Annotated in this window: 26 protein-coding genes and 1 pseudogene; 20 read left to right on the forward strand and 7 right to left on the reverse strand. The window is 71.8% G+C overall.

Going from position 1 to position 24,241, the window contains the following annotated elements:
- The 6 genes and pseudogenes from ACFQ87_RS38240 to ACFQ87_RS38265 all read left to right on the forward strand — a co-directional run.
- Positions 1 to 325: pseudogene (locus ACFQ87_RS38240) on the forward strand (short-chain dehydrogenase); the annotation flags it as partial.
- A 94-nt stretch (positions 326 to 419) separates the two neighbouring features.
- Positions 420 to 593: a CsbD family protein gene (locus ACFQ87_RS38245; protein ID WP_380615551.1), complete on the forward strand. Its 174-nt coding sequence runs from the start codon at positions 420 to 422 to the stop codon at positions 591 to 593.
- Between the two features lie 74 nt (positions 594 to 667).
- Entirely contained in the window at positions 668 to 889 is a 222-nt protein-coding gene (locus ACFQ87_RS38250; protein WP_380615552.1) for a hypothetical protein, read from the forward strand.
- Positions 890 to 1,066: 177 nt separating this feature from the next.
- The gene (locus ACFQ87_RS38255) at positions 1,067 to 1,369 is read left to right on the forward strand and encodes a hypothetical protein (protein ID WP_380615553.1); all 303 of its coding nucleotides are present in this window, start codon (positions 1,067 to 1,069) and stop codon (positions 1,367 to 1,369) included.
- 91 nt (positions 1,370 to 1,460) lie between these two features.
- Complete coding sequence (locus ACFQ87_RS38260) at positions 1,461 to 2,729, forward strand: AI-2E family transporter (RefSeq protein ID WP_380615576.1); 1,269 nt, start codon at positions 1,461 to 1,463, stop codon at positions 2,727 to 2,729.
- 362 nt (positions 2,730 to 3,091) lie between these two features.
- On the forward strand, positions 3,092 to 3,727 hold the full coding sequence (locus ACFQ87_RS38265) for a phosphoribosyltransferase (RefSeq protein ID WP_380615554.1): 636 nt from the start codon (positions 3,092 to 3,094) through the stop codon (positions 3,725 to 3,727).
- A 139-nt stretch (positions 3,728 to 3,866) separates the two neighbouring features.
- Here ACFQ87_RS38265 and ACFQ87_RS38270 read toward each other — a convergent pair whose 3' ends face one another.
- Positions 3,867 to 4,868 carry an alpha/beta fold hydrolase gene (locus ACFQ87_RS38270; protein WP_380615555.1) on the reverse strand — a complete coding sequence of 334 codons (1,002 nt, stop codon included), beginning with the start codon at positions 4,866 to 4,868 and terminating at the stop codon, positions 3,867 to 3,869.
- A gap of 189 nt (positions 4,869 to 5,057) precedes the next feature.
- On the opposite strand from ACFQ87_RS38270, the gene ACFQ87_RS38275 reads away from it, so the two are divergent.
- On the forward strand, positions 5,058 to 5,858 hold the full coding sequence (locus ACFQ87_RS38275; protein WP_380615556.1) for a helix-turn-helix domain-containing protein: 801 nt from the start codon (positions 5,058 to 5,060) through the stop codon (positions 5,856 to 5,858).
- A gap of 376 nt (positions 5,859 to 6,234) precedes the next feature.
- On the opposite strand, the gene ACFQ87_RS38280 is transcribed toward ACFQ87_RS38275, so the two are convergent.
- Complete coding sequence (locus ACFQ87_RS38280) at positions 6,235 to 6,699, reverse strand: ATP-binding protein (protein WP_380615557.1); 465 nt, start codon at positions 6,697 to 6,699, stop codon at positions 6,235 to 6,237.
- Positions 6,700 to 6,783: 84 nt separating this feature from the next.
- On the opposite strand from ACFQ87_RS38280, the gene ACFQ87_RS38285 reads away from it, so the two are divergent.
- From ACFQ87_RS38285 to ACFQ87_RS38330, 10 genes are all read left to right on the forward strand, one after another.
- Positions 6,784 to 7,353, forward strand: a complete 570-nt coding sequence (locus ACFQ87_RS38285) for a DUF5753 domain-containing protein (RefSeq protein WP_380615558.1) — start codon at positions 6,784 to 6,786, stop codon at positions 7,351 to 7,353.
- A gap of 2 nt (positions 7,354 to 7,355) precedes the next feature.
- Positions 7,356 to 7,541 (forward strand): DUF397 domain-containing protein, encoded by a 186-nt coding sequence (locus tag ACFQ87_RS38290; RefSeq protein WP_380615559.1) that lies wholly within the window; start codon positions 7,356 to 7,358, stop codon positions 7,539 to 7,541.
- A gap of 639 nt (positions 7,542 to 8,180) precedes the next feature.
- Entirely contained in the window at positions 8,181 to 8,621 is a 441-nt protein-coding gene (locus ACFQ87_RS38295) for an NUDIX domain-containing protein (protein WP_380615560.1), read from the forward strand.
- A complete protein-coding gene (locus tag ACFQ87_RS38300; protein WP_380615561.1) occupies positions 8,618 to 9,205 on the forward strand; it encodes a kinase in 588 nt (195 codons plus the stop codon). The genes ACFQ87_RS38295 and ACFQ87_RS38300 overlap by 4 nt, the downstream gene beginning before the upstream one ends.
- A gap of 88 nt (positions 9,206 to 9,293) precedes the next feature.
- Positions 9,294 to 9,782, forward strand: coding sequence for an NUDIX domain-containing protein (locus ACFQ87_RS38305; RefSeq protein ID WP_380615562.1), 489 nt, complete (start codon positions 9,294 to 9,296; stop codon positions 9,780 to 9,782).
- A 93-nt stretch (positions 9,783 to 9,875) separates the two neighbouring features.
- Positions 9,876 to 10,511: a hypothetical protein gene (locus ACFQ87_RS38310; protein WP_380615563.1), complete on the forward strand. Its 636-nt coding sequence runs from the start codon at positions 9,876 to 9,878 to the stop codon at positions 10,509 to 10,511.
- Between the two features lie 97 nt (positions 10,512 to 10,608).
- Positions 10,609 to 11,025 carry a hypothetical protein gene (locus ACFQ87_RS38315; protein WP_380615565.1) on the forward strand — a complete coding sequence of 139 codons (417 nt, stop codon included), beginning with the start codon at positions 10,609 to 10,611 and terminating at the stop codon, positions 11,023 to 11,025.
- A 119-nt stretch (positions 11,026 to 11,144) separates the two neighbouring features.
- Complete coding sequence (locus tag ACFQ87_RS38320; protein WP_380615566.1) at positions 11,145 to 15,602, forward strand: caspase family protein; 4,458 nt, start codon at positions 11,145 to 11,147, stop codon at positions 15,600 to 15,602.
- 153 nt (positions 15,603 to 15,755) lie between these two features.
- Positions 15,756 to 16,508, forward strand: a complete 753-nt coding sequence (locus ACFQ87_RS38325) for a DUF72 domain-containing protein (RefSeq protein ID WP_380615567.1) — start codon at positions 15,756 to 15,758, stop codon at positions 16,506 to 16,508.
- A gap of 10 nt (positions 16,509 to 16,518) precedes the next feature.
- Entirely contained in the window at positions 16,519 to 16,803 is a 285-nt protein-coding gene (locus ACFQ87_RS38330; RefSeq protein WP_380615568.1) for an acylphosphatase, read from the forward strand.
- Positions 16,804 to 16,912: 109 nt separating this feature from the next.
- Here ACFQ87_RS38330 and ACFQ87_RS38335 read toward each other — a convergent pair whose 3' ends face one another.
- The gene (locus ACFQ87_RS38335; protein ID WP_380615569.1) at positions 16,913 to 17,419 is read right to left on the reverse strand and encodes a DUF664 domain-containing protein; all 507 of its coding nucleotides are present in this window, start codon (positions 17,417 to 17,419) and stop codon (positions 16,913 to 16,915) included.
- 549 nt (positions 17,420 to 17,968) lie between these two features.
- On the opposite strand from ACFQ87_RS38335, the gene ACFQ87_RS38340 reads away from it, so the two are divergent.
- Both ACFQ87_RS38340 and ACFQ87_RS38345 read left to right on the forward strand, forming a co-directional pair.
- Positions 17,969 to 18,649 carry a L,D-transpeptidase family protein gene (locus tag ACFQ87_RS38340; protein ID WP_380615570.1) on the forward strand — a complete coding sequence of 227 codons (681 nt, stop codon included), beginning with the start codon at positions 17,969 to 17,971 and terminating at the stop codon, positions 18,647 to 18,649.
- Positions 18,650 to 18,805: 156 nt separating this feature from the next.
- Entirely contained in the window at positions 18,806 to 19,348 is a 543-nt protein-coding gene (locus tag ACFQ87_RS38345) for a GNAT family N-acetyltransferase (RefSeq protein ID WP_380615577.1), read from the forward strand.
- Positions 19,349 to 19,959: 611 nt separating this feature from the next.
- Here ACFQ87_RS38345 and ACFQ87_RS38350 read toward each other — a convergent pair.
- Together ACFQ87_RS38350 and ACFQ87_RS38355 are read right to left on the reverse strand one after the other, a co-directional pair.
- Complete coding sequence (locus tag ACFQ87_RS38350) at positions 19,960 to 21,183, reverse strand: MFS transporter (protein WP_380615571.1); 1,224 nt, start codon at positions 21,181 to 21,183, stop codon at positions 19,960 to 19,962.
- A complete protein-coding gene (locus ACFQ87_RS38355) occupies positions 21,180 to 21,314 on the reverse strand; it encodes a hypothetical protein (protein WP_380615572.1) in 135 nt (44 codons plus the stop codon). The genes ACFQ87_RS38350 and ACFQ87_RS38355 overlap by 4 nt, the downstream gene beginning before the upstream one ends.
- Positions 21,315 to 21,616: 302 nt before the next feature.
- On the opposite strand from ACFQ87_RS38355, the gene ACFQ87_RS38360 reads away from it, so the two are divergent.
- Entirely contained in the window at positions 21,617 to 23,182 is a 1,566-nt protein-coding gene (locus ACFQ87_RS38360) for a sialidase family protein (protein WP_380615573.1), read from the forward strand.
- Positions 23,183 to 23,281: 99 nt separating this feature from the next.
- On the opposite strand, the gene ACFQ87_RS38365 is transcribed toward ACFQ87_RS38360, so the two are convergent.
- Positions 23,282 to 23,689 (reverse strand): NUDIX domain-containing protein, encoded by a 408-nt coding sequence (locus tag ACFQ87_RS38365; protein ID WP_380615574.1) that lies wholly within the window; start codon positions 23,687 to 23,689, stop codon positions 23,282 to 23,284.
- A gap of 8 nt (positions 23,690 to 23,697) precedes the next feature.
- The gene (locus ACFQ87_RS38370; RefSeq protein ID WP_380615578.1) at positions 23,698 to 24,198 is read right to left on the reverse strand and encodes a nucleoside deaminase; all 501 of its coding nucleotides are present in this window, start codon (positions 24,196 to 24,198) and stop codon (positions 23,698 to 23,700) included.
- Positions 24,199 to 24,241 lie beyond the last annotated feature (43 nt).

Genomic DNA, 24,241 nt, shown 5'->3' on the forward strand with positions numbered 1-24,241 from the left:
CCCCGGGCGCCGGGAGTACTGGGTGGGCGCCAGCACAGCGGCCACCCTGATCGCCAATGCGATCGCCCCCGGCCTGCTCGACCGCTACCTCGCCCGAACCGGGATCGACGCCCAGCGGGAAGCCGGGCCGCGCAGCGCGCAGGACCGGGCCAACCTCTGGGCACCGGGCGACGCCGTCGAGGACCACGGCGCCCACGGCCGCTTCGACGACGAGGCCCACGAGCACAGTGCCCAGCTGTGGGCCTCCCAGCACCACGGCCTGCTCGCCACCGGCGGGGCGGTGCTCCTCGGGGCCGCCGCCCGCGCGCTCGCCCGGGGGCGGTGAGCGGCGATGCCCGTGACGTGGTGTGGAACCGTCGATCCTGGGCAAGCGCGGCACGGGGCGGACATCGCCCCCCATCACGAGAGGAGTGCCCGCCATGGGTACCGAGGAGAAGCTGCGCAACGCGGCGGAGAAGGCCCACGGCAAGGCCAAGGAGGCCGCCGGAAAGGCCATGGGCGACCGGGTCGTCGAGGCCGAGGGCCGTGGCAAGCAGATCAAGAGCGACCTGAAGCAGGCCGCCGAGAAGGTCAAGGACGCCGGGAAGGACTGAAACCGCGAGCGAACAGGACGGCGCGGTCAAGGTGCGCCTCCGGCCCTGACCGGCCGCCCCAGGAGGTGGACGCGATGAGCGACCCGGGGAAGCCCGTCCCGAAGGACCCGCCGGTACCGGTCGAGACGCCGGAATCCCGGATGACCGGTGAGGGCCGACCGCCACCCGTGCCGGAGGAGGGGAAGAGGCCGCAGGACGGCCCGGAGTACGACGCCATGGAGACGGCCCACATGCTGGAGCCGCAGGAGGTGACGGAGCCCGCCCACGAACCGGAGCCGCACGAGCCGCCCGACTGAACCGGCCGGGCCGATCATCGGAGGGTTCGGCTCCACCGTCCGGCGAACGGGTGGTCCGGTACGGCGATCGCGCGTTCGGCGGCGTTGCGCGCGGCGCGCGTCCGCCGACCGGGCGGTAGACCTGGGGCGCCCGCCACGGTGGCGGGCGGCCCCAGGGCCTGTCACGAGGGTGGTGCGATGCGGACGGCGGTCGAACTCCTGCTCTGGTTGGGAGTGTTGCTGTTGCTGAACACCACGCTGATGAACCCGGTGACACCGCCGGAGGTGGCAGTCGGCGGCGGCATCGCGCTCCTCCCCGTTGGCGGCGTGGGCGGCGTGGACGGCGTGGGCGGCAGCCTCACCGTGCACACGTTCGACTGTGGAGTCTCCGCGCTGGAGGGGACGTTGACCGGAGACGCCCGGTGGACGCCCGGCTCCGACGGTGCCTACGCCGCCGCCGATCACCGGGTGCTCAAGCGGATCCGCCCGCTCGCGGCGTAGCCGTGACCGGGCCAGTTCCCGCCCCGGCCGCAGGGGTAGCCGCGAGGGAGCGGATGGAGCCCGGCCGTTGTCAGGGAGGCACCCCGTGGACCTGAACGACGCCGGACCGGACCGTCACCCCGTTCGCCCCCGGCGCCGACTTGACCCCCGGCCGCTCGGCAGCCGCCCGCCCCGGGTGGCGCTCCGCCGTGCCCGTCGCGCGGCGCCCGGGGAGCGCGTCCCGTCCGGGCTGCGGACCGCTGCCGGGTACACCTGGCGGCTGGGGCTGCTCGGCGTGGCCGCGTACCTGGCCGTCGCCGTCCTCGGCGAGCTCCAACTCCCGGTGATCGCGCTGTTCCTGGCCTTGGTCATCACCTCCGTCCTGCGCCCGCTGGTCGACCTGCTCGCCCGCGCGCTGCCCCGCTCGCTCGCCGTCCTGCTGGCCTTCGTCCTCGCCGTCGTGGTCGTCGGCGGGGTCCTGACACTGGTCGGCACGAACGTCGCCGACGAGTGGAGCCGGCTGGGCAACGAGCTGCGCGGCGGCCTCGGCCGGATCGACCAGTGGCTCACCGGCGCCCCCTTCCACCTGCGACCCGGCACCGTCACCGGCCTGCGGGCCAGGATCGAGGCCTTCATCTCGGCCCACCGCTCGGCGCTGCTGAGCACCGCGCTCAGCGGGGCGAGCCGGGCCGTCGAACTGCTCACCGGACTGGCCCTCGCGGTGTTCTGCTCGGTGTTCTTCCTGCACTCCGGCGACCGGATGTGGTCCTGGGCCCAGCGCCAACTCCCCGCCCGCGTCCGCCCCGTCCTGGGCCGGGCCGGAAGCGCCGCCTGGCGCACCTTCGCCGGGTACACCCGCGGCGTGCTGATCGTGGCGGCGGTCAACGCCGTACTGGTCGGCATCGCCCTGGCCCTGCTCCGGGTGCCGCTGGTCCTGCCGCTGATGGTGCTGGAGTTCGTCGCCGCCCTCATCCCGCTGATCGGTTCCCCGATCGCGCTGGCCGTCGCCGCCCTGGTCGCCCTGGCGGCACGCGGGCCGGTGATCGCGCTGCTCGTCCTCGCCCTGATCGTCGTCATGGGCCAGATCGAGGGCCACCTGCTGCACCCGCTGGTACTCGGCTGGTCGGTACGCATCCACCCGGTGGCCATCGCGCTGTCGGTGATCGGTGGCGCCGTCCTGGCCGGGGTGCTGGGCGCGGTCGTCGCCGTCCCGGTGGTGTCGGTCGCCTGGACGGTGCTCACCGAACTACGGGGCGGCGGCGTGCCTGCCGACCTGCCCGGGTCAGGGCGCGATGCCCCGGCGGTGGGCGACCAGCCGGGCCGCTCCCAACGCGATCGACGGCGCCCACACGAGGCTGAAACCCGCGATCACGACGGGTGAGTGCACGGTGGCGCTGACCAGCAGCAAGGTCGTCGACAGGGCCGCCAACACCGGGAACACGAACACCGGCACCCGGGCGGCCTGCCGCAGTACCCACCCCACCACCCAACGCGGTCCGTGCCGCATGCCGCGCAGCGCGCGCTCCAGCCCGCTGTCCACCCGCAGCCCGGCCTCGATCTCCGCCCCATCCGCAGCTCCCGCCCCGAGAGCCCCGGCCCGTCCATCCGCGCCACCTCCCACCGCGCGGCTGCCCACTCTGCGTGCCGCGTAACGCCCCGGACTGATGGGAACCGGCCAACTGGGTAGCCGCTGAACGTCAGGACCATCCGGCCGCAACCGGCCGAACCCGCCGGGAGGACGGGATGACCGCGAGATTCCCGGACCGAAGCATCGCCGGGCACCAGCTGGCCCTGGCCGTCGTCCCCCTGCTGGACGGCCATGCCGACGGCGGGGTCGTCGTCCTCGGCCTGGCGCCCGGTGGACTACCGGTCGCCGCGGAGATCGCCGGGGCCGTCGACGCCCCGCTCGACGCCACCGTGGTGAGCCACCTCAAGGTGCCCTGCCACGACCGGCCCGTCGGCGCCATCGCGGACGGCGCCCCTCCGCTGTTCGACCGGGACACGCTGAGAAACCTCGGGGTCACCCCGGCGGAGGTGGCCGCGAGCGTGCAGCGGGAGCGGGCCGAGGTCCACCGCCGCGAGTCGCTGTACCGCCGGGGCCGTGACCGGGTCCCCCTGCGCGGGCGCACGGCGGTCCTGGTCTCCGACGGCCTGATCGACCCCCTCACGACCCGCGCCGCCGTCCTGGCCGTCGCGGGCCACCAGCCCAAGCGGATACTCCTCGCCGCACCCCTCTGCGACGCACGGCTCGCCGCCGACCTCCGCCAGGACGTCGACGCCCTCGTCTGCCTCCACCTGCCCCGCTACGCCCACGCCGCCGGCCCGTGGTACGAGAACTTCCACGAGATCACCGACCGCGAGGCGGCGGCGCTCCTGTGACACCGCCCGGCCCCTCACCCCCGGCACGGCGTGATCGTCGGCCCGGGAACGGGGACAGGAGGCGTTTCAAAGTCCCGGTGATCTTGCAAGCGGGCTGGTCTGGGGATGTTCAGGAGGTCGAGTGGCCGGGTGAAAGCGATCAGTGTGGCGCGGTTTCGACGGCGAAGCCGTGGAGGAGGGTTCCGGTGGTGTCGGGGTCCTCGATCATGGGGGTGTGGCCGACGCCGTCGAGGATCTCGACGCGGGCGTGCGGGACTTGGCGGTAGTCCTGGGCGGAGGCCGGTTGCCATCTCCGGTCCTGGGAGCCGAAGACCACCAGGGTCGGCAGGCCGAGGCCGGCGAGCCGGTCAGGGATGGGCCGTTCCTTCAGGTACGCGCTGGACGCCTCGTCGGTCGCGGTGAGGCTGCGGTAGGTCATGCCCCGGACGTCGGCGACGATCCGGTCAGGGATCTTCACGTCGCGGGTGAACGCGGAGCTCAGCGCGGCACGGATGGTGCCGTCGGTGCGCAGCCGCCAGATGAGTTCCGCCACCACCGGCGTGGACATCAGGTGGGCGGCGAAGCTGTCGCCGATGTACGCGTCCAGCCGCGGGCCGGTGTCGACCAGTGCGATCGCCCCCACCAGGTCGCGGCGCTGCTCGGCCAGCGCGGTGGCGACGGCGCCGCCGGTGGAGTGCCCGACGACGGTCGCCCGGTGCACCCCGAGCCGGTCGAGCGCGACAGCGACCCGGCGTGCCTGCTCCGCCATGCCGTAGCCGTCGGCCGGTTTGGCTGACCTGCCGTGCCCGAGCAGGTCCACCCGCACCACGTGCAGGTCCCGCAGCGCCGGCAGGACCGGGTCCCACCACGCCGTCGAGCCGCCGAGGCCGTGCAGGAGCACCACCGTGGGTGCGTCGGGCGACCCGTCCTGGACGACGTGGAGGTCCCCGCCGGGAATGCGCACGATCTGGTCGCCGGAGGCCCCGGCCGTCTGGCTGAGAACGGACACCGTGTTCCCCGTGAGGAGGAGGGCCAGCACGCCGGCGCCCAGCAGGGTGATCCGCCACCGGCGGGTCCGCGCCCGCGGTCTGCGCGGGACGTTCGGTGCCGCGTCCGGGCGGCTGTGGGTGCGTTTGTTCTGTGGGGTGGTCGTCCCGTCCATGGCTCCTCCGTCGGTCGGTGCGGGGGTGCCATCACTCTTGCGGTGGCGGGCGCGGGGCGTCTTGGAGAAATGTCGCGCCTCGCACGGTGGTTGATTCCGGCGCCGAGCCGCTCGTACCGTCGAGGTGTGCAACCTGTTGTCCGGACGCCAGACTCCACCGCTGCCTGGGAGATCGCACGACCGTCGCGGGTGACCGCGCTGCCCGGTGTCGACATGGCCGGGTTCCGCATTCGCGGTGACAGCCCAATCGACCTACGAGCCATTCCTCACCCAGCCGTCACCGTGGCTGTCGAGCTCGGTGACCGCCCGTTCGACATCCACGGCGCGGCCGGCCGAGTGCGGTCGGAGAGCCTGACCGCCGGGCTCGGCTTCAGCGCCTTCCAGGTGTGCGCCGAGGACGTCGAGTGTGTACAGATACGCCTGTCTCCGCTCGTCGCGCACCCCGTACTCGGACTCCCGCTCGCGGAGTTGCGCGGGAGCGTCATCGCGCTCGACGACCTGTGGGGCCGTGCCGCGCCGCGCCTGCGGGAGCGGCTTCACCATGCGCGAAGCTGGCCGGAGCGTTTCGCGCTGATCGACACCGAACTGACGACCCGGTTCCATGCGGGCAGGGAGGTCGATCCCGAAGTGGCCTGGGCCTGGCGCCGGATCGTCGCCAGCCACGGACAGGCCCGCGTGAGCGAGCTCGCAGGCCGGATCGGTTGGAGCCGGCAGCGCACGTGGTCACGCTTCGGCTCGCAGATCGGCCTGACGCCCAAACGCGCCGCCATGCTGGTCCGCTTCGATCACGCCATCCACCGCCTGGTCCGCGGAGACACCCCCGCGCAGGTGGCCGTGGACAGCGGCTTTGCCGACCAGTCCCACCTCCACCACGACGTCCGCGCGTTCACCGGGACAACTCCCGCCGCCGCCGCGCACGAGCCATGGCTGGCCGCCGATGACAGAGCCTGGCCGGCACGCGACGGCGCGGAGTGCACGTTCGGTTACTGATCTCACAGTTGTCCCCCACCAGGACCACGGGGCCGCCGAGTCGGATGTGGGCGCGGACGGCGAGGTCGCGGTAGTCGGTCCAGGCGAAGCTCTTGCGGGCCCCCTTGAGCGGGAAGTGGAAGTGGGGCCGGTAGATCATCCGGCTCCTCTCGCCGGGCTTGTAGCAGCACAGTGCGACCAGCAGCACGGCGGGAGTGGGAAGTCGGTGGGGCCGACTTCCCACTCCTGGTTGCTTCAGGGGGTGGCGGTTGGGCTTGAAGTGGGGTGTGGGGGCTGGTGGTTGGTCGTGAGGGGATAGGCCCACGCGAGGAGGGCGAGGAGGAGCGCGAAGGGGAGGAGGGTGCAGAGGGTCGCGCTGCCCGGGCTATGGCGGGGTTCAGGAGGCATCGGGGGTAGTGGCCAGGTCGAGTTCGGCCCAGACGGTCTTGGAGTTGGGGTGGCGGGGGATGGTGCCCCAGCGGTCGCAGAGGGCGTTGATGAGGGTGAGGCCGCGCCCGGACTGGGCGTTGGGGGCGTGGACGGTGGGAAGGACGGGGAGCCGGTCGCCGCGCGGGTCGCTGATCTCGATGCGGAGGGTGGTGCCCCGGCGCGTGGTGGTGGTGGTGAGGGCGAGGTGAAGCTCGAAGCCGCGCCCCGGAACGCGTCCGTGCGTGATCGCGTTCGCGGCGAGCTCGGCGACGATGAGCAGGGCGGAGTAGAACGGCTCGGTATGCGTGGAGTTCAGCCCCCAGGTGGTGAGTTGACGCCTGGCAATGCGTCGGCAGATGGCGGCGCCCTTGGGTGTGCCGGCGAAGGTGGTGGTGTGACTGCGGGGGTTGTCGAGGGGGATTTCGGTCGTCATGGGAGAAAGCGTGGCGGGGCGGACGTACGCTGACCATGGATCCGGCGGGCACGGAGAGTGCTTGCGCCGACGCGGAGGGTCGACATGTACGGCCGACTCCGGATTGCTTTTACCCAGGAGGAGGCCCGAGCCGTGGAGATCAACAGCTACAGCTTGTTCGCCATCCCGGGGCTCCTCCAGACCGAGGCCCATGCAAGGGCGCTCTACGAGATGCGCAGGCCATGGCTTTCCGTGGAGCAGGTCGACAAGTGGGTGGCCGCCAGGTTGCAGCGACAGGAAATCCTGACCAGGTGGCCCTTGCCGGTCATGAGCTGGGTCCTCGACGAAAGCCTACTGAGGCGGCCGTTGGGCGGCTGGGAGACGCATCGGGAACAGTTGCAGCACCTGCTGAAGGTCGGTGAGATCCGCGGCCTGGAACTGCAGGTGATGCCCCTCGACAAAGCCGAGAACGCCGGCATGGGCGGGCCGTTCACCCTCCTGACCCCGCCGGGGCGACCGCAGATCGCCTACGTGGAAATCCAGCACGTCAACAGGCTCATCACAGACCCGGAGGAAGTCCGTAAGATGGCCGCACGATACGGCACCCTCCGGGCGCAGGCGCTCGACATGAGGGAGTCCCTGGCCTTGATCGAGATGATCCTGGGAGAGCGGTGAACATGGCCGAGCTGGCGTGGTTCAAGAGCAGCTACAGCACCAACGAAGGCGCCGAGTGCGTCGAGGTCGCCGAGACCCCAGGCGTCGTCCACGTACGTGACTCCAAGGACAAGAGCGGCCCCCAGCTGGCATTCGAGCCGGCCACATGGAACGCGTTCGTCGAGTTCGCCGCCACCACCGAGGTCTGAATCGGCCTCCTCTCACCGGCCCGCCGCTCCTGAGCGGCGGGCCGGTGGCGTTCCACTGACCCGGCACCGTACAGCGCAGTTCTGTACGGGTCTCCGCGACATCACCTGTCCGTGGGCACCTGAGCCTGGGCGGCGAGCAAGTCGGGGTGGCGGACGTTCTTGTTGCGCCGGCACAAGTGGGGGTGTCAGTGGTCATGTGCGGCCGGCGCTCAGGGACTTCAAAGTCATTCCGCCGCCCGAGCCGGCCGACCACCCGCTCCTCGTCTTGGTCTGGGACGAGGAGGCGTTCATGACCGACCTCGCACGCCACCCGGCCTTCGACTACCGACGCATCGACTCGGTGTCCACGACTCGCGCCCGCCTCCCGCCGAGCACGGCGCACTTGTCAGTGCCCCGTGGCAAACTGCCCTGTTCGACCCGCAACCGCTCTATCAGTATGACAAGTTGGGGCCGTTCACCGGATCGTGTGGCTTCTGCCGCGACACACCGACGCAGCCCCGCCGGGCCGCCTACGGTGGGACACCTGCCTACGCACTCACGTACGACGAACGATCACCAGTTTGATCGCAGTTTCGCCATGCTCTGAACCGGCCGCGCTCCCCGCGCTGGTTCCCTTACCCCCTGGGAAGGAGACGTCCCGTGCCGCACAACCTGGGTGTCGGAGTGCACCTGGTCCTGATCGAGAACGGCCGGGTGCTGCTCGGACAGCGCGCCAACACCACCTTCGCCTCCCAGCACTGGCACGCTCCGGCCGGCCACCTCGAAGCGGGAGAGTCCGTCCTGGCCGGCATGGCTCGCGAGGCCGACGAGGAACTCGGCATCACCATCCAGGAGGAGGACCTCGACCTGGTGCACACCCTCCACCACCTCGACGCCGACGACGGTGCCGGACGCCTCCAGCTGTTCTTCGCCCCGCGCGCGTACACCGGCAAGATCACCAACCGTGAACCGGACAAATGCGCCGCCCTCCGCTTCTGGCCGCTGGACGGGCTTCCGGAGCCGATCGTCGGCTACACCGCCGACGCTCTCGCGCAGATCACCGCCGGCCGCCCGCTGTCCGTCGTCGGATGGCCGGCATGAGCACCACGAGCCACCCGGGGCTCCCGGCAGCCGGGGCGCCTGCGGGGAGCGCGGAGACCCGGCTCGTGGTCGTCCGGGGAAACTCGGCGTCGGGCAAGTCGTCGGTAGCAGCGGGCGTCCGGGACCGGTTCGGCCGGGGCCTGGCCGTGGTCGCCCAGGACAACCTCCGCCAGATCGTGCTGCGCGAGCGGGACCGGCCCGGCGGCGCGAACATCGGCCTGATCGACACCGTGGCACGTTACGCGCTGGGCGCCGGCTACCACGTCGTCATCGAAGGCATCCTCTACGCCGATCACTACGGCGAGATGCTCCAACGCCTGGTGGACGACCACCGCGGCATCACCCACTGTTACTACCTCGACATCCCGATCGACGAGACGCTGGTCCGCCACGCCTCGAAAACCGATCCCCAGTACCTGGCGGCGGCCGTCACCGAGCGGGAACTGCGCGACTGGTACCGCGAGCACGACCTTCTACCAGGCGGAATCGAGACCGTCATCGGCAGCGACAGCCCCCTGCGCGACACGGTCGACCGCATCATGCGCGAGACCGCGCTCTCGGAGTTGCCCCCGCGCGACAACTAGAAGCAGTTGCTCGACCGTCGCGCCCGCGCCACTACGTAACAACCGCGACTCCGCCCCCCGTCCTCCCACTTCAACGAGGAGCACCCTGATGCACGAGACGAGCAGGCTGTCGGTCTGCGTCATCGCCCACGACCTGGACACCGACCAGATCGCCACCGTCCACTACGCACAGCGCAGTTGGACCCCGGGGCCCGCATGGACGATCCCCGGTGGGAAGGTCGACCCCGGGGAGGAGATCCCCGACGCTGCCGCTCGGGAGCTGCGTGAGGAAGCCGGGCTCATCGCCCGGCCGTCCGACCTGCGCCTGGTGCACACCATCCAGGCCAAGGAGGGCTGGGACGGGCGCGGCGGGTTCGTCCTCTTCGTCTTCGCCACCAGCGAGTTCACGGGCGAGCTGGCCAACGTCGAGCCGGACAAGCACCTGGAGGTGCGCTGGCACCCCGCCGCCGATGTCCTGCCCAGCCCGATGTTCCCGACCTCCAAAGCCGCGGTGGAGGCGTACCTGGCCGGCGGGCCCGCGTTCTCCACCCACGGATTCGACCCCGCCTCCGGACAACGGCAGCTCGTCGAGACGTGACCGGCGCCCACGGGCACCATGCCGGGCGAGTGCGCCCGCCCGGCATGGTGCTGGCACCCGACCACCGCGTTCCCCCTCTGCGAAAGGGAGTATGTGACCAGCGAACCCAAGACCTCGACCAGCCCGGTGCCGGACAGCGAGCAGCTCCTGTTCGGCGGGCCGATGCGCTACGACTACGGCTGGGCCAAGCACGAGATGGCCAGCGGCAAGGTGACGTTCTGGGCGGTCGCGCGGCAGATGCCGCACTTCCTGCGCCTGGCCGGACGGATGGCGTGGCAGGCCGACCGCGCGGCGCTGCTGACCCTGGTCGGTGCCGAGGTACTGCACGGCCTGGCCGCGGCCTTCGCGCTGATCGCCACCAACCACGCTCTGGCCGCGCCGATCGCCCCCGGCCACACCGCCCTCGGCGTCACCGTCATCCTCATCACCCACCGCCTCGGCGCCACCGCCAAGGCCGACCACATCTTCGTCCTCGATCACGGCCGCCTCGTCGAGCAGGGCACTCACGCCGAGCCGATGGCCCAGGCACCTGCCACCCGCTACCCGCTACCCGCTACCGCGAGTCCTACCTCCTCCAAGCCGCCCAGTACGTCCTCGGCGACCGCCTGCCCCACCAGACGTCCCCGACCACCACCAGCGCCTGACCCGCTCATTCGGTGGTCCCCGATCCTTCCGCACGAGCACGGGCCGTCGAGGGGGTGTCAGGGGTGGTCAGGTCGGTACCGGTAAGCCTCCGAAGTTGGCAGTATCCTCGTTCACCTCTCGAAGCCGAGAGGTGCATGACAGGATGCAATGCCGGTGCGGACAAGGAGAGTTAGGGGCCACGGTGAGTGATCAGATACTTGTCAAGGTCGAAGGTGGCAACTCGGCCGACGACTTGCGGTCGCTGCGACAGTGGCTCCTGGAGGAAGATCAACTGCGCGGCCGGGTGCGGCTGGTCGAGGCGCCGCCTGCGCCGGGCACGCTGGGAGCCGTATTGGACACGTTGACCGTGGCACTCGGTCCCGGTGGCGTGGCAACCGCGGTGGCGAGCGTGCTGATCTCCTGGATCCGACGGCAGCGGGGCAACGTGTCGGTGAAGGTGACCCGGCCTGATGGGACGGTAACCGAGTTCAGCGCCACTCACGTCAGCGGTCTGGAGGCGCCCCAGGTGCGGCAGCTGGCCGCCGAGCTTTCACGTTCGCTCGACCAGGGCATCGAGCACACCGGCCCTGGCGCCGGTAGCGAGCAGGCAGCGCAGTGACTTCGCGCGCTTCCGGTGGCGAGCCGCCGGGCACAGCGCTCGCCTCGCCGGGATCGCGGGCGTTGCTGGTCGGAACCGGGCAGCATGCGCAGGGTTCGCGGCTGCCGAACGTGCCCGCGGTGGAAGCCACGGTCCGCGAGGTCGGCCGGGTCCTGGTGGAGAACTGCGGTTTGCGGCCGGAGAATCTGCTCACCCCGCTGATCGACCCACGCGACCCGATCGAGTTCGGCAACGCGGTGGTTGCGGCGGCCCGCGAGGCCGAGGACGTACTGCTGGTCTACTACGTGGGCCATGGACTGGTCAGCCCCGGCAACGAGCTGTACTTGGCGACCGCCGCCACCGACGACGTGGCCGAAGGGCTGGCGTTCAAGGCGCTCCCGTACCAGGCCCTGCGCGAGGCGTTCAGCAACTGCCGGGCAGGGTCGATCATCGTTGTGCTCGACTGCTGCTTCGCCGGGCGCGCCCGCGGCTCGTTCGGCACTGCGGCCAGCGACGGGTTCGCGCTCGCGGCGCTCAGCGGTACGTACCTGCTCGCCTCGGCCTCGCGGGACGAACAGGCACTCAGCCTTGCGGACGAGCCGTACACGGCGTTCACCGGAGAGCTCCTGCGCTACCTGCGGGAGGGCGAGCCAGGTGGGCCGCCGGAGCTGACTCTGGAGGCGGGCTACCGCCATCTGCGCCGTGTCCTGCCGCTGCTCGGACTGCCCGCGCCGGAGCGACAGCTCAGCGGCCGGGCGGGGGACTTGGTGCTTGCGGCCAACCCTGCGGCGGCATCGCCGCCGCCGGCCGTCCTCCCAGGCGACGGCCCGTCAGTCACCGGCCGGGTGGATGAGCCGGTCTGTCCCTATCCAGGGCTGGAACCGTTCACAGCGGACGACGCCCGGTACTTCTTCGGCCGCGGCGAGCTGACGAGCGAGGTGCTCGGCAAGCTGGCGGAATGGTCGAGTACGGGAGGACCGATCGCCCTGGTGGGACTCTCCGGGGCGGGGAAGTCCTCGCTGCTGCGGGCCGGCCTGCTGCCCGCGGTCAAACGCGGGGAACTGCGCATCCCCGGGGCCGGGTCCTGGCCGCAGTTGGTCCTCACCCCCGGCGAACACCCACTGGACGCCCTGGCCGGCCTACTGGCGGAACCGGCGGGCCTCCCACGGGCCACGGTGCTGGACGAACTCCGCACCGATCCGGCCGGGGCGGCCGCGCTGGTACGCCGCGCCCTGTACCGGTTGGGCGGCGGACATGAAGTGCCCGGAGGACGGCTGCTCCTGGTGGTGGACCAGTTCGAGGAGTTGTTCACGGCTTGCCAGGACGAGGCGGAGCGGCGCGCGTTCGTCGTGGCGCTGTGCACCGCGGCAGGCCGACCACCCGCCGGTTCGGCAGAAGCCGGTGCGGGTGCCACACCCCCGGCGATAGTGGTGCTCGGCATCCGAGCGGACTTCTACGCGGCCTGCATGGCCTACCCCGAACTCGTCGACGCGCTCAAGGAGCGTCAGGTCACGGTCGAGCCGATGACGCCCGAGCAACTGCGCGAGGCGATCGAGAAGCCCGCCGAACTGGCGGGTCTCACCCTGGAAGCGGGCCTCGCGGACACCCTACTGCGCGACCTACGGGCGGGCGGCAACCTCTCCAGCAGTGACTTCTCCGGGGGCACCCTGCCGCTGCTCGCGTACGCGCTCTGGCTCACCTGGGGCCGCCGGGCAGGGCGGATCCTGACTCTGGCCGGATACAGCGCCACCGGCGGCATCTGGGAGGCCGTCACCCGACACGCAGATCTCACCTACGAAGCGCTGAGCCCGGACGCTCGGCTGGCCGCCCAACTGATGCTGCTCCGGATGGTCCGCATCGGCGAGTCCACCGAGGACACCCGGCGCCTCCTCGACCTCGCGGGGCTGCGGGCCGAACGCCCGCCGGGCGAGGCCGCCGCGATCGACACCGCACGCGACGCACTCGCCCGTGCCCGCCTGATCACCCTGGACGGGGACACCGCGCAGATCACCCACGAGGCGCTGCTGCGAGCCTGGCGGCGGCTGCGCGGCTGGATCGAGAGCGGTCGGGCCGACCTGCTGGTCCAGCAGAAGCTGCTGGAAGCCGCCGAGGAGTGGGAGCGCGCCGGACGCGACACCGGAGTGCTCTATCGGGGTGCCACGCTCGAGCTCGCCCGGCGGCTGCACAGCGGGCCGAAGGACAGGAAGCCGATCGGTGCACGGGGACGGAGTGCGCGTGAGCACAGCGGCGGGACCGCACGGCTCGCCGAGGATTTCCTCGCCGCGAGCGTGCGTGCGGACCAGCGGCGACGGCGCATCCGGACCGGCATCACCGGGGCGCTGGCGCTCCTGCTGGTGGTCTCCCTGATCGCCGCCGGCCTCGCCTTCCGGGGGCAGCAGCAGGCACAGCGGCGCCAGCGTGAGGCCGCTGCGCTGGCACTGCTCAGCCAGGCGGACACCGCCCGTGGCAACTCCCCACAGCTGGCCCTGCGCCTGGGCATCGCGGCCGACACCCTGCACCACACCCCACAGAGCACCGCCAACCTGCTCAGTACCCTGCTCACGCCCTACACCGGCACCCTGACCGGTCCGCGCGGCACGGTCGTCGGTCTGGCGTTCGCCCCCGGCGGTCGGCTCCTGGCGGCCACGGACGAGGACGGAACCGTCACCCTCTGGAACACCGGCGATCCGGACCACCCCACCCGACTCGGCGAGCCACTGACCGTGAGCCCGAACGGGCTCTACGCGGTCACTTTCAGCCCGGACGGGCATACCCTAGCCGTCGGCGGCGCGGACGGTCGTGTCCTGCTGTGGGACGTCAGCGCGCCGGACCGTCTCCGTCCGCTCGGCGACCCGCTCTCCGGGCCGAACGGGGTTGCCTACCTCGCCTTCGCTCCGGACGGACACACCCTGGCCGCCGGTGGCGGTGACGGCGGCGTCTGGCTGTGGGACCTGCACCGACCCGACCAGCCACAGCCGCTGGGCAGGCCGCTGACCGGACACACCGGTAGGGTCGAATCGCTCGCCTTCCGGCCCGATGGCCAGGTACTGGCGGCCGGCGGAGCGGATGCAACCGTCCTGTTCTGGGACGTGGGCGACCCGAAAGCCCCACGGGCACTCGGCGGACCGCTCAAGACCCGCAGCAACGACGTCACCGCGCTCGGCTTCACCCCCGACGGGCACAGCCTGGCCACTGGCGACGACTTCGGCCAGGTACTGCTGTGGAACGTCGACGACCCGGCCGGTCCCCGCCAGCTGGGCCAACTCCCGGACCGGAACACCCCGGTGCGGGCCCTGAGCGTCCGCGCCGATCGGATCGACGTCGCCGAGAGCGACCACACCACCAGTACCTGGGACACCACCGACCCCGCGAACCCTCGTCAAATCGGCGGTACCACCCTGGGCCGGACCAACTGGTCGCTCGCGGCCGCCTTCAGCTCCCAGCCGGATCAGCAGGGCCACCAGCCCCATTTGCTCGCGACGGGCAGCACAGACGGCACCGTGATCCTCTGGGACGCCACGGGAGCCGGCGCCAAGACCACGCTGCTCACCCGTCTGGGCGGCCGCACCGACATCGTGGCCTCGCTCGCGGTCAGCCCGGACGGCCGCACGCTGGCCACCGGCGGAGGCGAAGGCTCGACCGTGCTCTGGGACCTCGGCAACCGGGAGAAACCGAGCAAGATCTCCCCCGCCCTGACCGGGCAGTCGGCCTCGGTGGACGCCATGGCCTTCAGCCCGGACGGACACCTGCTGGCCACCGGAAGCCTCGACACCACCGTGGTCCTCTGGGACACCACCGATCCACACCATCCCCGGCAGCTGCGGCAGTTCACCGCCAACACGGGCGGGGTCCAGGCGCTCGCCTTCGCCCCGGTCGGGCACCTCCTCAGCACCGTCGGCGGAGACGGCACCGCGCAGCTCTGGGACACCTCCGACCCGGCCCAACCCCGGCCGCTCGGCCGGCCGCTCACCGGCCATCGCAACGCCGTCGCCGCCGTGGCCTTCACCCCCGACGGGCACACGATGGCCACCGGCGGCTGGGACGGGACGGTGATCCTCTGGAACACCGAGGATCCCGCCCACCCGCAGCAGCTGCGCCAACTCGACGGCCACACCAACTGGGTTGTCGCACTGGCGTTCAGCCCCGACGGACAGACCCTCGCGACCGGCAGCCTGGACGCCACCGTCATGCTCTGGGACACCAGCAGACCGGCCGAAACCCACCGCCTCGGCCAGCCCCTGACCGGTCACAACAGTGGGGTACGGACGCTGGCCTTCAGCCCGGACGACCACACCCTCGTATCCGGGAGCGCCGACCGAACGGTGATCGTCTGGGATGTGACCAACCCGGTCCAGCCCTATGACCTCGGTGGTACCAGCACCCGGACCGGCTCGATCACCGCGGTCGCGGTCACCCCGGACGGGAAGACTCTCCTGTCCGGCGCCGAGGACAAGATCGTCAACGTCAACGACCTCGGCGCACTCGACGAACTGCGCAACCACGCCCATTCACTGGCCTGCACACGGGCGGGCGGGGGACTCTCCGCCCAGGACTGGAGTGCCTACGTCCCTGGTTTGGGCCACCAACAGACCTGCTAGGGCCTGGGCGCCTCTCGAAGTGTCCGGTGCCGTCGCCGTTGAGGCCGAACGTGCGCTCAGCCGTCCCGACGGAGCCGGCGACCGGCTGCGCCGGGACGGGCTCCCGCGGCTTCATCAAGGGCCTGGTCCGGCAGATGGGTGTTTGCTGGAGATATGTCGGTGATCGTCGGTACCTCGGGTTGGCAGTACGACGACTGGCGCGGGGTGCTCTATCGGGAAGGGACACCCAAGCGGCGCTGGCTGGAGGAGTACGCCGAGCGGTTCGCCACGGTGGAGAGCAATGCCGCCTTCTACCGTTTGCCCTCACCGGACACCTTCGCCGACTGGCGCGCCCGTACCCCGGAGGGTTTCGTGTTCGCGGTGAAGGCCAGCCGCTACCTCACCCACATCAAGCGCCTGCACGAGCCGGCCGAGCCGGTCCAACGGCTGCTCACGGCGGCACAGGGGCTCGGAGAGCGGCTCGGCCCGGTGCTGCTCCAGCTGCCGCCCACGCTGCACGCGGATGCCGAGCTGCTGGACGGTTGTCTGGCCGCCTTCCCTGCGGGCGTGCGGGTGGCCGTCGAGCCGCGGCACCCGTCCTGGTGGACGCCGGAGATCCGTGCGGTGCTGACCGGCCGGGCCGCCGCACTGTGCTGGGCGGACCGGGAGTCACGCCCGGTCACCCCGCTGTGGCGGACCTGCGACTGGGGCTATCTGCGCTGCCACGCCGGTCGGGCCCGGCCCTGGCCCCGGTACGGGCGGCGGGCGCTGGCCGGCTGGGTGGGCCGAATCGCCGACAGCTGGGCGGACTCGGCCGAGGTTTACGTGTACTTTAACAACGACCTGGGCGGTGCGGCGGTGCTCGACGCAAGCGCGTTCGCGGCCGCCGCCGCGCGGGCGGGCCGTACCGTGACCCGGACACCGTAGGGAGTGGGCGATGATCCGCAACCGAGTGATCGTCTCCGGCGAGGTGCAGGGGGTCTTCTACCGCGACACCTGCCGTCACGAAGCAACCGCGCAGGGCGTGCGCGGCTGGGTGCGGAACCTGCCGGACGGCACCGTCGAGGCCGTGTTCGAGGGAAGCTCGGCCGCCGTCCAACGGCTGGTCGAGTGGACCAGGCAGGGGCCGCCACTGGCCATCGTGGACCGGGTCCTCGTCTGGGAAGAACAGCCCGAGGGCCTGACGGGCTTCGAGATCCGGGCAACGCCCTGGCGCGGCTAGGAACCCTCCGGCCGAGGTCAACGCTCCGGACCTTCGACGGAACGGCCGGTGCGCGATCCACGCCCACCCACCGGGAAACGTCCCCTGACTCGCCCCGGGTCGCGGGCCGTCAGCGCCGCGCCAGCAGGCCTCGTACGTAGGCTGCCTGGCCGACGTGCTGGAGGTCGTCGGCGATCACACTGATCAGACGCACGCCCAGGGTGACCGGGGGCTGCCACGACTCGTCGACGACCTTGGCGAGGGACCGGTTGTCGAGGCCGCGCACGTAGTCGACGGTCCGCGCGTGGACGGCCTCGTGGTAGCCCACGAGAAGGTCGGCGGTGGCGGTGACCTTGGCGACCTGCGCGGGTCGGTGTCCGTAGCCGGTGGACGACGCGGCGAACGGCAGGGCGAACCGGCCCACCCAGCCGTCGGCGGTCCACACCTGTTCACGGTCGGCCGCGTCGGCGACGTGGTCGTCCTGCACCCGGGTGAGGTGCCAGACCAGCCAGGCGATCGAGTTGGCCGAGTCCTGCACCTGGAACGCCAGCTGCTCGGGGGTCAGGCCGTCGACCACGTCGGTGACCGTGTCACGGATCCGGTCGAACGCGTCCACGAGAAGATCGGTGCTGGTCACACCGGCCACAGTCGCCTCCCGGTCGAGTACCCCCGCCCCACCGGCGGCGTGGCGGGTCACGCGCCGCCCCGACGATTGTGTCCCGCCCGTGGAGCCCCGGCCACCCGGGCCCGACGCGCCGTCGCCCGGGCAGCCTCCGGGGCAGGGGCCGAGCTGTACGGTCAATGATCTTGCGACCGGGGCGGGCGGCCGGGATCAGGCAGGGGCGGCGGTGGGGCGGGAGACGATCCGGCTTGCCTTCGTCTCCGCACTGCAGACACTCCCGACCCGTCGGCGTGCGGTGCCGTCCACCCCTCCACCGCGGCCACAGCCCGGCGGTGTCGGTGCTGGCGCGGCTGCCCCGGCGAGCCGATCATGGCCCTGGCGTCGTCGGGACCACCCCGGGCGGGGACGGCCGACCAAAGCGCCACCCGATGGCATGCGGTGGAACTCCTGGCTCCGCCCACCGCGGGCCGTCCCGCTTCACCCCCGTCGTCCACACCAGAAGGGCCCCCCATGGCCGCCTCCCGGACACCCCCCGCCGACCGCCGTGGCTCGGCACTCCGTTGCGTGAGCGTGGCCCTCGCGCTCGGTGTCGCCGTCGCACTGACCGGTGCAGGCCCCGCCCCAAGGGCACGGGCCGACGACGGCCCGTTCCCCGTACCGGTGACAGCCGGCCAGGCCGACCAGGTGATCACGGTCAAGGCGGACGGCACCCGCGCCACGGTGACCCTGTGGGTTCGCCAGGACGGCGTCTGGCGGTCCCTCGACTCCACCACCGACGCGCGCATCGGGTCCGGCGGCGTGCACGACGGCCCCACCCGCGTCCAGGGGACCGGGACCACACCGACCGGCACGTACACCATCACCCAGGCCTTCGGCATCTCCCCGGACCCGGGCACGAAGATGCCCTACCACCACGTCACCACGCACGACTGGTGGGTCCAGGACCCCTCCTCTGCGTACTACAACCGCATGCGCACCGACACCGAGGGCGGCTTCCACCTCACCGAACAGGGCGCCCTCGGCAGCGAACACCTCATCAACTACCCCGCCCAGTACGACAACGTCCTGGTCATCGACTTCAACACCTCCCCCGTGGTGAAGGGCCGCGGCGCCGGCATCTTCCTCCACGACCTCGGCCCCCAAGCCGGCGCCACCGCCGGCTGCGTCGCCGTCCCCGCCGCCTTCATGGCCCGGACGATGCAGTGGATCGACCCCGCCGACCACCCCGTCATCGCGATCGACTAGTACTCCAGCCTGACGGGGCGACCGCGCTCAGAACGGCCGGGACCGAGACTAATTCAGCCAACGCAGCACGAGGCGACACACTCACAGCACCAGGGCGTGCATCGAAGGTGCCTGGTGAGGATGGCGGAGAGCCCAGTTGTGATCCAGAATGACTGGATGGTCACACTTCAGACTCCCCGTTTGATCCTGCGCCGCTGGCGCGAGGAAGACGTTGCGCCCATGGCTGCCGTCAATGCAGACCCCGAGGTCATGCGATGGATCCGTGACGGCAGCGTCCGTGACGGACAGCAGACTCGCGACGGGATCCGGGCATGGGAGAACGAGTGGGAGTCACAGGGCTTCGGTCTGTTCGCCGTGGAGATCCGGTCCACCGGCGAGCTGGCCGGGTTCACCGGCCTTTCGGTGCCCGACTTCTTGCCGGAGGTACTGCCGGCGGTTGAGGTCGGCTGGCGGCTGGGACGCTCCCACTGGGGGCAGGGCCTGGCCACCGAGGCCGCTGCGGCCGCTGTACGGTTCGGGTTCCAAGAGCGAGGGCTGTCGCGGATCGTCAGCATCACTCAAGTGGGCAACGACGCCTCCGAACGGATCATGACCAAGCTGGGGATGCATCTGGCCCGTGAGACCGTCAATCCCGCCGGCGGTCGCCGAGTACGGGTGTTCGAGTTGTCGTCGGACCAGTACGTCCCAACCGCTCGTTGACGGCGGCAACGAGGACGGTAACCTCGTAGCGGACCGCGAGTCGTACCTGGTGGCCACGGCTCACCGCAACGCCGCAGACATCGGTGCGGACCTGGAACCGAAGCCGTCGATCAGCTGTCGCCGGGCCCACGTCAGAGGGCGGCCAGGCTTCTTGCCGCTCGGCAACGACGGCTCCAGCACCGCCCTTTGTTCGTCCGTCAGAAGAGCACGGTCAGCCCCGGATCGCCCCTGAAAGAGCGTATGCCGCAGATGTGTCCGGGCCGCGGGGCTTCCCAAGGGTGGCGGCCGCTGCCTGGTCGAAGCGGCCGGTCAGCTCGTGCCTGGCAGGTGCCCACCGGCCCGACCGACTCGTCGTCCTGCCCCCCCCCGGTCGCAACGACGCCCTGGGCGGGAGCGCCGGCCCCTCGTAGCCGTGGCGGGCCCGGACGATGCCGGTCGAGACGTCGCCGGAGGCGGAGTGGAACCGGCCGGGGCGGGTGTCCCGGCCGATTTCGGGGTGCTCGATGAGGTGTTCGGCGAGGGCGTCCTCGAACACCTCGGACGGGAGCGCCCCGAGCGGCCCTCGGTCACCGGCTACGTCTGGTCCTTCCAACCGAAAGCGGTCTGAACGGTCACCCCTCGACCCGCCCCCGACGTCGGTCGGCGGCTTGAGCTCCAGGGCGGTAGGCGAGCAGGGCGAGCGCGAGGACGGCGCCGATGGTGCCGGAGACGAGCAGCGGCAGGTGGCCGTCGTCGCCCCAGGCGAGGCCGGCCCAGAGGCCGGCGCCCAGGACGCCGGCTCCGGTCAGGCCCTGGTAGACGCCCTGGGCGGTGCCTTGGGCCTGGTCGGGGACGATGCCGGAGATCCAGGCCTTGCCGACGCCGTCGGTGCAGGCGTTGAAGCCGCCGTAGAGGGCGAGGACGGTGAAGATCTGCCAGGCCTGGTGGGCGTAGGCCAGACCGAGGTAGCCGATGGCGAAGAAGACCAGGCCGACGGCGTAGACGGCCCGCCGGGGCAGGCGGTCGGACAGGGCGCCGGCAGGGTACGAGGCCGCGGCGTAGGCGAGGTTGTAGAGCGCGTACGCGGCGAACACCTCGACGGTGGACAGCCCTACCTGGTGGGCCCGCAGGAGCAGGAGCGAGTCGGGGAAGTTGGCCAGCGCGAACAGGGTGAGGACAGCGGTGACGCGCCAGTAGCGGGCCGGCAGCGACCGGTACGGCGCCGAGTGGCGGGCGCCGGGCGCAGGTGCGGCCTCGGGCTTCGAGCGGGGGTGGGCGGGGTCGGCGACCGCGCGGGTCAGCAGCACGCTGAGGACGGCGGGGATCACGGCGATCCACAGCAGCGGGCGTAGCCGGTGGTCGAGCGCCGCGTAGAGGCTCAGCCCGATGAGCGGGCCGACGACGGCGCCGGCGGTGTCGGCGGCGCGGTGGAGGCCGAAGACCCGGCCGCGCTGCGACTTCGGGACACCGTCGACGAGGAGGGCGTCGCGCGGTGCGGAGCGCAGGCCCTTGCCGAGGCGGTCGGTGACCCGGGCGAGCAGGACGACGGGCCAGGCGGTGGCGAGGGCAATGAGGAGTTTGCCGAGCGCGGCGAGGCCGTAGCCGGCCGCGATGAGGGGCTTACGGGGGAACCGGTCGGCGAGGCGTCCGGCGGCGAGCTTGGTGAGCGAGGCGGCGCCCTCGGCGAGGCCCTCGATCGCACCGACCACGGCGGGCGGGGCACCGAGGACGGTGGTGAGGAAGATCGGCAGGATCGGGTAGAGCAGTTCGCTGGCGGTGTCCTGGAGGAAGGAGACCCCGCACAGCACCTTGACGTTACGGGTCAACCAGCTTGTGGGCGGCGCGGGTTCGGTCATGGGTGCGGGACCTCCGGGAAGGGTCCGGGCGCACCGGTGGTGTCTGCCGGGGCGGGCACGGTGAATCCGGCGAGGGTCGCCGCCGGGACACCACCGCGCTCGGCGAGCTGGGAGATCCGCATCGCGCTCATGGTGCTCACGGTAGACCTTCGATCCACCTCGGAGTTCAAGCGGCGGCCACCGACATACGCTGGCGAGCGGCGAGCCGCCGCCGGGGCCGGGGCCGACCGCCCGCACCGTGCCCCACGAAGGTCGTGGCGGGTGGCGAGGTCGCGCGAGACCCCGCGCTCAGGGCTCGTCCGGATCATTGGCGAGACCCCCACGGCTGGATACACTCGCCCGGCTGACCGGACATCAACTTCAGTTCGGGCAGGAACAGCGCAGCACCACCCAGGACACCAGGCACAACCCGCCGACGACCATGGGGGTCTTCATGCAGTTCCGCGCCAGAGCGTCGCTCGCCACCGCGACCGCAGCGCTCGTCCTCGCCGCTGTCGCGGGCGGCACCCCGGCCGGCGCGAGTACGGGCGCCGCGCCGCTCGCCCTGATCTCGCCCGGCGATCCGTACGCCGCGTGCAACCTCACCGCGGACGGCCCCGGCACCAACTACCCGTCCGCCGAGGACGAACCGTACGCCGCCGCCAACCCGCGCGACCCGGCCGACACCATCACCATCTACCAGCAGGACCGCTGGTCCAACGGCGGTGCCCGGGGCCTGAGTTCGAGCTACACCACGGACGGTGTGCACTTCACCCAGACCGCGCTGCCGTTCACCCACTGCGCACCGGGTGGGCTGGCCTACCAGCGGGCCTCCGACGGCTGGGTGAGCTTCGGTCCGGACGGTGCCGCCTACGCCAGCGCCCTGGTCTTCGACGCCACCACGGCACGCAGCGCCGTGGCCGCCGCCACCTCGACCGACGGCGGGCGCAGCTGGCAGCACGTCACCGAGCTGATCAGCGACAACGACCCGGCGATCACCGACGACAAGAACGCCGTCACCGCCGACCCGGTGCACCCGGGCGTCGCCTACCAGGTCTGGGACCGGGTGGACCAGGCCACCAGCCCGACACCCGTCTTCGACGGACCGGGCTACATCTCCGTCACCCGCGACCACGGCCGCACCTGGTCCCCTGCAACGCCGTTCGTGGTCACCGGCTCGACACCGAACACCCAGACCATCGGCAACCAGATCGTGGTCGATCCCCGGACCGACACGCTGTACGACTTCTTCGACTGGATCACCTTCACCGACGCGACCGCCAGCACGGTCAGCGACGTGCACTTCGGCATGGTCAGCTCCACCGACCAGGGCCGCACCTGGAGCCAGCCGGTCCGGGTCGCCACCGACACCTCCGTCGCCGAGGTCGACCCGAACGCGCCCACCGACGCCACCAAGTCCCTGCGGGCCGGCGCCGGCCTGCCCAGCGTGGCCATCGACCCGCAGACCGGCGAGCTCTACCTCGCCTACGAAGGATCGGAGTTCACCGGCGGCCAGTACGACGCGATCCAGCTGGTGCACTCCACGGACGGCGGCCGGACCTGGAGCGGGCCTACCCGGCTCAACCAGGCCCCTGGCGCTCCGGCGTTCACCCCGTCCATCACCGTGACCGCCGACGGCACCGTCGCCGTCGGCTACTACGACCTGCGCTACCTCACCCCGGGCAACACCACCACCCTGCCCACCGCCGCCTGGCTGCTCAGCTTCCCGCGCGGCGGCGAGAGCAGCCCGGTCGAACGGCAGGTCTCGCCGGTCTTCGACTGGCTCCAGGCGCCCTACGCCGGCGGCCACTTCCTCGGCGACTACCAGGCGCTGATCAACGACGGCCGCCAGATCCGCCCGGTGATGGTGACCACCAACAGCGCCGAACCGCTGAACGCCACCGACGTGTACAGCGGCCGCTTCCAGCCCGGCACCCTGCGCAACCCCGCCGCCGGCTCACCGGCCGCACAAGCGGCGCACGCCACCGCCCCGCGCGCTGTCCAACACCTGCGGCGCTGAGCCGGTTCGGTCGGAACGCACCCGCATCCTGCGGCTCCTGGAGACGGAGCCGCAGGACGCCGCGTTCCCGCGCCGGGTCCGGGCGACGGCCCGGAGGGGCTACCAGCGCAGCAGCCGGCCGGCGGCGGCGAGGCGGTCGAGGACCGTCCGGGTGGTGGCGCTGGCGCGGGGGTGGTCGCCGTGGGTGAGGTAGGCGATCTCGGCGATCTCCCCGCACGGGGCGGGTGTGCCGGTGTGGTCGGCGGTGAAGCAGGTGGTGCGGACCAGGGTGCCGGCGGGCTTGTCGTGTGCCGGGGCTTCGATGGTCAGCAGCGGTAGGACCGTGGCCGGGTCCAGGGTGACGCCGAGTTCCTCCCGGATCTCGCGGACGAGGGCCTGGGGGTGCGTCTCGCCGGGCTCGGGCTTGCCGCCGGGCAGGTAGAACAGGTCGCGGCCATGGGTGCGGGTGGCGAGGAGCCGGCCGTCTTCGAGCCGGATCCACGCCACCTTCTCGATCACGTCGGGCACCGGGGGCCTCAGTCGGCGGTCGGGGCGCCCGCGACCCGGCGCTCGCCGCCGTTGCGCTGCTGCCAGAGGCGGTAGACCTCCACCGCGTCCTCGCTCGGCCGGTAGCGCATCGGCAGCCGACGCTCGTCCCAGTTCTTGGCGAACTCGTCGTAGAAGGTCGCGAGTTCGAAGTACTTGCGGTCGTCGACGTAGTAGGGCTCGTAGGCGTCGCGGGTGGTGAGGAAGACCACCTCGTCCGGCGAGCAGTAGTACAGCGAGCCCAGGCACATCGGGCAGGGGTGGGCCAGGACGTAGATGGTGGCGCCGGTCAGGTGCTCGGTGCCGAGCTCGGTGCAGGCCTCGCGGATGGCGAGGATCTCGGCGTGGGCGGTGGGGTCGTTGGTCTGGGCGACCCTGTTGGCGCTCTCGGCCAGGATCCGGCCGTCCTTGACGATGACGGTCGCGAACGGGCGGCCGCCCTCGGCGACGTTCTGGCGGGCGAGGTCGACGGTGCGCTGGATGAAGTCCACGGTGGCCTCTTCGGGGTCGGGCGGTGGGAGAGGGGCGGGCTGC

This window comes from Kitasatospora sp. NPDC056531 (assembly GCF_042794375.1).
Lineage (GTDB): Bacteria > Actinomycetota > Actinomycetes > Streptomycetales > Streptomycetaceae > Kitasatospora.

What these genes read in the sequence shown, in the direction of transcription:
- ACFQ87_RS38325 (WP_380615567.1), top strand. Translation starts at nt 15,756, where the DNA reads ATGTCGGTGATCGTCGGTACCTCGGGTTGGCAGTACGACGACTGGCGC.
- ACFQ87_RS38250 (WP_380615552.1), top strand. Translation starts at nt 668, where the DNA reads ATGAGCGACCCGGGGAAGCCCGTCCCGAAGGACCCGCCGGTACCGGTC.
- ACFQ87_RS38270 (WP_380615555.1), bottom strand. Translation starts at nt 4,868, where the DNA reads ATGGACGGGACGACCACCCCACAGAACAAACGCACCCACAGCCGCCCG.
- ACFQ87_RS38280 (WP_380615557.1), bottom strand. Translation starts at nt 6,699, where the DNA reads ATGACGACCGAAATCCCCCTCGACAACCCCCGCAGTCACACCACCACC.
- ACFQ87_RS38285 (WP_380615558.1), top strand. Translation starts at nt 6,784, where the DNA reads ATGTACGGCCGACTCCGGATTGCTTTTACCCAGGAGGAGGCCCGAGCC.
- ACFQ87_RS38360 (WP_380615573.1), top strand. Translation starts at nt 21,617, where the DNA reads ATGCAGTTCCGCGCCAGAGCGTCGCTCGCCACCGCGACCGCAGCGCTC.
- ACFQ87_RS38350 (WP_380615571.1), bottom strand. Translation starts at nt 21,183, where the DNA reads ATGACCGAACCCGCGCCGCCCACAAGCTGGTTGACCCGTAACGTCAAG.
- ACFQ87_RS38305 (WP_380615562.1), top strand. Translation starts at nt 9,294, where the DNA reads ATGCACGAGACGAGCAGGCTGTCGGTCTGCGTCATCGCCCACGACCTG.
- ACFQ87_RS38355 (WP_380615572.1), bottom strand. Translation starts at nt 21,314, where the DNA reads ATGAGCGCGATGCGGATCTCCCAGCTCGCCGAGCGCGGTGGTGTCCCG.
- ACFQ87_RS38265 (WP_380615554.1), top strand. Translation starts at nt 3,092, where the DNA reads ATGACCGCGAGATTCCCGGACCGAAGCATCGCCGGGCACCAGCTGGCC.
- ACFQ87_RS38245 (WP_380615551.1), top strand. Translation starts at nt 420, where the DNA reads ATGGGTACCGAGGAGAAGCTGCGCAACGCGGCGGAGAAGGCCCACGGC.
- ACFQ87_RS38255 (WP_380615553.1), top strand. Translation starts at nt 1,067, where the DNA reads ATGCGGACGGCGGTCGAACTCCTGCTCTGGTTGGGAGTGTTGCTGTTG.
- ACFQ87_RS38345 (WP_380615577.1), top strand. Translation starts at nt 18,806, where the DNA reads ATGGTCACACTTCAGACTCCCCGTTTGATCCTGCGCCGCTGGCGCGAG.
- ACFQ87_RS38300 (WP_380615561.1), top strand. Translation starts at nt 8,618, where the DNA reads ATGAGCACCACGAGCCACCCGGGGCTCCCGGCAGCCGGGGCGCCTGCG.
- ACFQ87_RS38290 (WP_380615559.1), top strand. Translation starts at nt 7,356, where the DNA reads ATGGCCGAGCTGGCGTGGTTCAAGAGCAGCTACAGCACCAACGAAGGC.
- ACFQ87_RS38330 (WP_380615568.1), top strand. Translation starts at nt 16,519, where the DNA reads ATGATCCGCAACCGAGTGATCGTCTCCGGCGAGGTGCAGGGGGTCTTC.